Source organism: Gramella sp. KN1008, assembly GCF_004332155.1.
Classification (GTDB): domain Bacteria; phylum Bacteroidota; class Bacteroidia; order Flavobacteriales; family Flavobacteriaceae; genus Christiangramia.
In genome coordinates this window covers 1-7,365 of sequence record NZ_SJDV01000019.1, presented here as the reverse complement: position 1 = coordinate 7,365, position 7,365 = coordinate 1, and the positions used below count along the sequence as shown (strand labels likewise).

Here is a 7,365-nt window from a genome sequence, read left to right as displayed (position 1 = left end):
ATATCTTTCAGATTTTATGCCTGAAATGAATGATTCAATGAGTCATATGTATAAAAAAGTCATTTTAAAAAAAAGATCTGAAACAGATGTTATCCTTTTAGATAATGAAGAAAGCGGTTTATTTGATTATCTGAAAACTGGAGATTCTATTTTCAAAAAGGGAAATAGTTTAGAAGTTCATATTAAAAGAAATATATATGACACAATTTTTAATTTAGATTACTTCTGTCTGAAAAAAATAAATAATAGTAAAAAGAAAGAACTTTAATTAAACAAGAAAACTGTTGGCAACAACGGTTCATCGCCAATAAGCGGCACCGTTAGAAAGAAAATAATTAACTTGACCAACAAACCAACACTAAGCCGACAAATCCGCGTCCCTTAATCCGCCAACTGGCGATAACCGAGACCGTTGCCAACAATTTTCACAAAGATTCAGGAAAGAAAAAAATGATTATAATTGAATTAAACTTAAAAAATTAGTTTTTGAATAAATACAAACTGATATTAGGAATAATTGGAGTTATTTTATTAATGGTTTTCTGGGATTCAACGGACAAAAAAAATGATTGTGAACAAATTATCTCTAATATAAAATCACAAAAATATAGTGGTAAGGTTGTCGAAAAATTCATCGATGACGATCAACACAATTATAAAAAAGTGATTCTGAGAAAAGATTCAGAAACAGAGGTGATATTATTAGATCAAGAAGAAGGATTATTTGAATATCTGAGAAAAGGAGATTCAATAACTAAAAAGGAAAACGATTTAAACGTGAAAATCGTAAGAGGGAAAATTGATTCAATATTTCATTTAGATCATTATTGTTTGACACAAACAAGTAAGTAGAAAAATTATTCTAAAAAACTGTAGGCAACACCGCATAACTCAAATAGGCGGCACCGTTAGTAAGAAAATAATTATCTTGACCAACAATTAAAACGGTAAGCCGACAACTCCGCGTCCCCTACTCCGCCAACTTGTGTTATGCGAACCCGTTGTGTGCAATTTTTCAGGAAATTTAAAATATTAAAATATGAATATAGATTGGAACTGGTTTTTTAGTTCTTTCAGCCAAAGTGCAGCCGCTTTACTAGGTATAATTGGAGCATTTATTATTTCTAGATTGATTGGGATTGATGAAAAATGTAAGAATTTAGAATCAGAATTTGACTTACTAGTTTTGAACTATAAAAGAATTAAAGAAACTCTATCTGTAAGAAGATTCAAATGGATAAATAGAATATTATTGAAGCACGACGATGATCTAATAAAACAAATAAAAAAACGAGAATATGAAAACCTTACAAATGATCAAATATTAGAAAAGCTATACAAACAAGATCATAGATTGTATAAAAGTGATGAAGTTGTATTGAATACTTTCCAAGAAATTTATAATGAGAACAAACCTGAAAAAGAGCCAGATTTTCAACCTGGTGAAATTCGAATTGTAAGACCCGAGATTACTCTCCCAAAAATAGCTCCTAAAGGTACTTGGGATAAAGTAAGTGCTGAAAAAGATTTAATCAATAAATATATAATTGATGCTGCAGAATCAATTCGAAAATTTGAACTTAATTTAAATAATATCGGGAATTTTGAAAGTAGTCTGAAAACAATTAGGCTGATTGTTTGGACTTTAATTCTTGCTTTTCCAATACTTGTAATTTACCCTTTGCATTTCTTACCATTAAAAATTGGAAATTCACCTGAGATTACATTTAACTTATTCTACATTGTGGAAAATATTGCCACTCTTGAAAATATACTTCTATTGATCTTTATGGTTACCGTATCAAGCATATTTACTTATTTTTTATTTCTGATTAGACATATTAAAACGACACTAAAAAAGATAGAGGAAAGTAATTTAGAAGAATACAGAAAAATTGAATCCTACTGTCCATATTATAGAGAGTAGAAAAACAGCACACAACAACGGTTAATCGCCAATAGCCGGCACCGTTAGAAAGAAAATAATTAACTTGACCAACAAACCAACACTAAGCCGACAAATCTGCGTCCCTCACTCCGCCAACTGGCGATAACCGAAACCGTTGTAGCAAATTTTCAGAATGATTCGGAATAGAAGAATATCTGATCAATTAAAGAAAAAGAAAAATAGTTTTGAGTTTATTATACTTCACAGTCGGATCAATAATAGTATTAATTAAAAGATTATTTGGTTCTCAAGAAATAGAAAACTCTGAACAAGAAATCAGAAAACTAGGTGCATATTACATATTTCGAATTATAATTTTAATGGTAATAATTGTTGTTATTTATAAGATTTTAGAGAAATTAGAATTCTTATAAAGAAAAAAATAGAAATCCTAAAAATGGATTATGAGATTAATATTATTTCCAATTGGTGCTTTGATAATTAGAATTAAGAATAGAAATTTTTCTAAACCAATTGCAAAAAAATATACAAGCCAGGACATTACAAATGAAGGTGGATATTTTTTAATTCTACTAGGAATGATTGGATTATTTATATACCTGGCGTATAAGATTGTATTGAACTAGAAAACTTGCAACAACAACGGTTCATCGCCAATAAGCGGCACCGTTAGAAAGAAAATAATTAACTTGACCAACAAACCAATACTAAGCCGACAAATCCGCGTCCCTTACTCCGCCAACTGGCGATAACCGAGACCGTTGGCAACAAGCTGAAAAATGAAATACTTAACTATATTATTATTTTTAATAATTCCAATTCAAGAAAAATCTCCACGGGAAATTCCGGTGGATTTAAAAGGAATGGGGATTTCTGACTTTTTTGAACCTGATGAAATCTTAAGAATATGGAGATTTCCTGAAGGTGGTGCCGCCTTTGAGGAACTCATTGAAATAAAACGAATTGGAAAGAATTGGACTTCTATCCGATATACATATTTGCTAGATGAATATATTGGAGAACCAAGATTTAAAGATTTAAGAAAAAGGCAAACTTTAAATTTAACAGCAGAACAAATTTCAACTTTTGTAAATAAAAAAAATCTACAAAAAAATGTAAAATCAACACAAGAAAATCAAATCTGTATATGTGATTTATATTTAGCAGAATATCGAATTGGTAAAGAAGAAAATTATTTTGAATTCTTTTTGGATGAAAAAGGAAATAACAATTCAGCTAAAATAAATATGATGAATTTTTTGAGTAAAATCATAGTTGAATAAAAGCCAGTTGCCAACATCGGTTACCAGCAAATAGCGAGCATTCGAGTTAAAAGTGATATTTTGGACACCAAGTAACAAACAACTAAGCCGACAAGAACGTGTCCCTACTCCACGCTACTTGCGTTAACCAAGACCGTTGTGTGTAAGTTTTAATCAAGAGCATAATTTAAATGAAAGATTATTTTTCACGTCTTACTAATTCCAAAGTCAATTTATTTATTCTGCTCGCTGTATTAGGAATTTTGATTATTATCATATTGGATATAATTGATGATTTATTCAATTTCCACGATATCCTTGTCGAACTACACGGTTTAATCTATGACTTATTTGTTTTTGGTGTTGTATTGACCTTTTATGAAACTAATAGAGAAAGGAAAACACTTAAGGAAAAAGCTGAAAAGGATAAAAATGAAAAAATTGAGAGATATCGGGAAGAAATAAATGATTTTAGATTCTGGAAAAGTGATGAGGCAAAATTTAGAATTAGTGGATTAGTCAAAAGATTGATTAACCTTGATGAGAAAAAATTAGATTTATCACATTGTTTTTTACAACAGGCTAACGGGATTACACAACACAAAGAAATGCAAGAATGGGATTTTTCCGCTGCTAATCTGAATGATACTTTATGGATTTCGAATAATTGTGTAAACTCAACTTTTTATCACACTCAGTTATATCAATCGACATTCAGAAATGTAAATCTTACGGACTGTAAATTTGATTCCGCATTTTTGTTCGAAACAAATTTTAAAGAATGTAATTTTCAGAACGTTACGTTAGAAGATGTGATTGTTCATTCCCAAGATTGGTTTCAAGAAATGAAATGGAACAAGAATACTGGAATTGAGGTTTTAGAACAAAAATATGAGTTAATAGAGTTACAAGAATCAGAACAAAAAATTCTAAGCTTCAAAATAGTTAGAAAATAAAACCTACACACAACATCGGTTAACGAGCAAATAGCGGCTGACCATTGAAAAATGACATTTTTGACTACCTTTAAAAACATAACTTAACCGACAAATAATCGTTTCCCAAGTCCGCTACTTGCGTTAACCGGGTACGTTGTATGCAATTTTCAGAAAGTAAATCGTTCAAAGAAAAATAAATTGACATATTATCTGAACATATTTCTGCCACTGCTGATATTGCAGTAATGAACAATGATTATGATTTAGGAGTCGAATCCGTAAGGAGTACAAAAGCGAAATTTGTTGATTTTAAAGTAATACTCTCTACTAATCCAAATGCTCGAATCACTGAGGATGCGGAAGCTGTTGCAAAAGACTTAGGTATTTATATTTGTAGTTGGGGTAACTTCCTGGGAAAACTTAATTCATTCTGGAACTAGAATATTTTAAAAAAGAATTGTGTGAATTAATTGAACCTTTAGGGTTCAATAATCTGAAGTTTTACGTTTTTGGATCATTTGCTAACTCAAAAAAATTTATTGATATAGATTTATTAATAGTTTACGAGGACTACAAAGAGTTACAAATAGTTATTAAACAAATTAATAGGAAGTTCTCGAAACAATTAATTCATATCACTAGTTTTACTTACAAGGAAGAAACTGAATTGGATTTTATTCAACGAACAAAATCTAAGTTAATTAAAACTACACACAACATCGGTTAACGAGCAAATAGCGGCTGACCATTCAAAATGGCATTTTTAAGTACCTTTAAAAAGATAACTTAACCGAAATATCACGTTTCCCAAGTCCGCTACTTGCGTTAACCGGAGACGTTGCCCACAATTTTAGAGTAACATCTGTGTTTAGACAAATCTTGTATCAGACCATTATTAATAAAAAGATTAGATTGAACTTTTCAATCTGATTATTTTTTTTCTAGCCTGAAGTCAATCAAGTAATTAATAAAATTCAAACCAAATCGATAAATTAAATTTTCTATTCAGGCAACCTTTTCAAGTATATCTGCGTCTTATTAAATACAAACCATTGTTAACTTTTATTTCTAAAAATGAAACATCAATTATTATTATCAGTTCTATTACTTTTTTTATCTCACTATTCGTTTTCCCAAAAATTCAATACTGAAGCAGTAGTTAAATTTTGGGAAATAACAAGTATTTTGCAAGAAGATCGAGAAATCCCCGATTCTGTATGGGAATCATATAGAAACCTTCCAGGAGTTAATAAATACATAACTAACAATCGAAGCGAGGAGAACCTTAAGGCTCACAGAAAATATTTAGAGTTATTTTTCAAGCCGTCCCTGTCAGATTCACTGGCAGAAATGCTAGGCGACGAAAAATTAAAAAATGATGATATTTTTCAAAACATGAAATATCTAAAAGAAAACGAGGAGAAACTGAAACTATTTACTCATGAAATTACTTCTCCTACATATTTGGATTCTGCAATCGCATTAACAAAAAAATATTTGCCGGTAGGCAATAAAAATACAAATATTGGAGATCTTAATATTTATATTCAACCTATTACTTATGATGCCGCTGTTCAGGGGACGGACATGTATTATGGACTTTCGATTGTTCACGACTTCGACAAATTTCAAATAGGTACTGTAGCTGCTCATGAATTACATCATGTACTTAGAAACAATAAAGAAATTAAAAATTCACTTTCCGAAAAAGATTCTGCTAGTGTTTGGGTAATCAGTAAAATTAATAATGAAGGAAGCGCAGATCTTATTGATAAGGTTTTAGTAGTAGAACATGAGAATGATCTCTTCCTGGGGTCTCTTTTTAATCAAATTTTGCTTCAAAATATTGATCCTGTAATGGTAGAAATAGATAACGCACTATCATTAAATAGCAGAAAAAATGAAAAGTTTGTAACTGTAAAAGATTTCAACAAGATTATAAAATATTTTAGTGGACATATCCCTGGTTTTTACATGGCTGAGGTAATTAAAAGGAATGGCTATGAGAAACAGTTAATCGAAGGTTGTGAGAATCCATTTAACATTTTTCATCTATATAATAAAGCTGCAAAAAATGATCCTGGAAAACCTTTCACTTACAGCCAAGAAACAATAGAGTACCTAAAGAATTTGGAAAGGAAAGCTTATAATAGTCCATCTACACCCATAAACTAGGATAAGAATCTTTTGAATTTTTTAAGAAAGCCGAAATAGTCATTTTCGGCTTCTCTTATCCTCTTTATATAAAAACTATGCAAGGAGAGTTTCAAAGTTTAGTTAATTTAAGCTATATAAAAATTCGCCAATGAACGAAATTATCGATTTAAGTCAAGAAATATATGAAGGAATGCCTGTTTATAAAGACCTTCCTCAAGTCAAAATGACAATTCATAATTCGCATGAAAAATGGAATGGAGTTATAAATCCGACAACTATAACTCCTGCAGTTCATAAATTGGAATTAGGAGAACATACTGGAACCCATGTTGATGCAATTAATCATATGGAAATTCAACATAAAGGAAAATCAATTGATACCATGCCTTTATCCATGTTTTATACAGAAGGTATATGTCTTGATTTTTCAAATAAAAATTTAAAAGAACTCATTGAACCTGAGGAAATTAAAAAAGCTTGTTCTGAAGCAAATTTAGAAATTAAGAGAGGTGATACTGTTTTACTTTATACAGATCATTATCGTAAACATTTTAATACAGCAAATTGGGGAAGTGGACCAGGAATATCAACTTCTTGCGCAAGATGGTTAGGGGAAATGAAAATAGCTGCATTTGGCGTAGAAACAATGTCCCCAGGTGTTTCAGGGATATCTAATAAAGAAGTGCATCATATATGTGGAGAAATGAACTTTACTCATTATGAAAATTTAATAAATCTTCACAGTTTAATAGGCAGAGGAAGATTTAGATTTATAGGATTACCGCTTAAAATACTTGGAGGAACTGGTTCTCCTGTTAGAGCTGTTGCCGTTTTCGAAAACAAATAAAAACTGTGGGCAACAACGGTTAATCGCCAATAAGCGGCAGCGTTAGTAAGAAAATAATTAACTTGACCAACGAACCAATACTAAGCCGACAAAGCCGCGTCCCTTAATCCGCCAACTGGCGATAACCGAGACCGTTAGGGCGCATTAAACTGATATGGCAAAAAGAAATAGAAGAATTCGATCAGTCAAAGAAGAACTTCTGACTAAATCAAGGGAAGCAATGCTTTGCGCCGTTCAGATTTTCAACAATCC

At 30.9% G+C, this 7,365-nt stretch carries 8 protein-coding genes; all 8 read left to right on the top strand.

Annotated features, from left to right (window positions below; translation table 11 throughout):
- Window positions 1-268: hypothetical protein (locus EZJ28_RS16095; RefSeq protein ID WP_165499106.1), on the top strand; the 268-nt coding region annotated here is incomplete at its 5' end.
- Window positions 269-486: 218 nt separating this feature from the next.
- The gene (locus tag EZJ28_RS15935; RefSeq protein ID WP_131399716.1) at window positions 487-852 is read left to right on the top strand and encodes a hypothetical protein; all 366 of its coding nucleotides are present in this window, start codon (window positions 487-489) and stop codon (window positions 850-852) included.
- Between the two features lie 187 nt (window positions 853-1,039).
- The gene (locus EZJ28_RS15930; protein WP_131399714.1) at window positions 1,040-1,927 is read left to right on the top strand and encodes a hypothetical protein; all 888 of its coding nucleotides are present in this window, start codon (window positions 1,040-1,042) and stop codon (window positions 1,925-1,927) included.
- 761 nt (window positions 1,928-2,688) lie between these two features.
- Window positions 2,689-3,192, top strand: a complete 504-nt coding sequence (locus EZJ28_RS15925; RefSeq protein ID WP_131399712.1) for a hypothetical protein — start codon at window positions 2,689-2,691, stop codon at window positions 3,190-3,192.
- Window positions 3,193-3,362: 170 nt separating this feature from the next.
- Window positions 3,363-4,127: a pentapeptide repeat-containing protein gene (locus EZJ28_RS15920; protein ID WP_131399710.1), complete on the top strand. Its 765-nt coding sequence runs from the start codon at window positions 3,363-3,365 to the stop codon at window positions 4,125-4,127.
- A 409-nt stretch (window positions 4,128-4,536) separates the two neighbouring features.
- Window positions 4,537-4,836, top strand: coding sequence for a nucleotidyltransferase domain-containing protein (locus tag EZJ28_RS16240; protein WP_131399718.1), 300 nt, complete (start codon window positions 4,537-4,539; stop codon window positions 4,834-4,836).
- Between the two features lie 347 nt (window positions 4,837-5,183).
- Complete coding sequence (locus tag EZJ28_RS15910; RefSeq protein ID WP_131399708.1) at window positions 5,184-6,284, top strand: DUF5700 domain-containing putative Zn-dependent protease; 1,101 nt, start codon at window positions 5,184-5,186, stop codon at window positions 6,282-6,284.
- A gap of 130 nt (window positions 6,285-6,414) precedes the next feature.
- Complete coding sequence (locus EZJ28_RS15905) at window positions 6,415-7,113, top strand: cyclase family protein (protein WP_131399706.1); 699 nt, start codon at window positions 6,415-6,417, stop codon at window positions 7,111-7,113.
- Window positions 7,114-7,365 lie beyond the last annotated feature (252 nt).